This is a genomic window from Undibacterium sp. Di24W (genome assembly GCF_049340325.1).
Taxonomy (GTDB): domain Bacteria; phylum Pseudomonadota; class Gammaproteobacteria; order Burkholderiales; family Burkholderiaceae_D; genus Undibacterium.
The window spans coordinates 1-312 of record NZ_JBMPOP010000034.1; the positions used below are offsets into that span (position 1 = coordinate 1).

The window sequence follows — 312 nt, forward strand, 5'->3', positions numbered from 1 at the left end:
CGGTTCCTGCCACCTTTAAAGTGACTAGAAAACTCACAGCAAAGGAATCAATAAAACAAAAAGAAGAGGAAGAATTCGATTTTCGTCCGAGACTGTATGTCTTGTCAGTCGGCGCTGCCAATTATTCTAATAAGAAAATTACAAAACTAACATACCCAGCAAAAGATGCCACTGATTTTGCAAATACTGTCCGTAGACAAGAGGGTGCCCTCTACAAACAAGTTGAAATCAAACTATTGATAGATCAGGATGCAACTCAAACAGGTATTCTCCAAGGGCTAGAATGGCTGCAAAAGCAAGTAACTAAGCATG

The 312-nt window shown here is 39.7% G+C and carries 1 protein-coding gene; it reads left to right on the forward strand.

Annotated elements, in window-relative coordinates:
- On the forward strand, nucleotides 1-312 hold a 312-nt coding region (locus ACO0KZ_RS20510; protein WP_422998649.1), incomplete at both ends, for a hypothetical protein.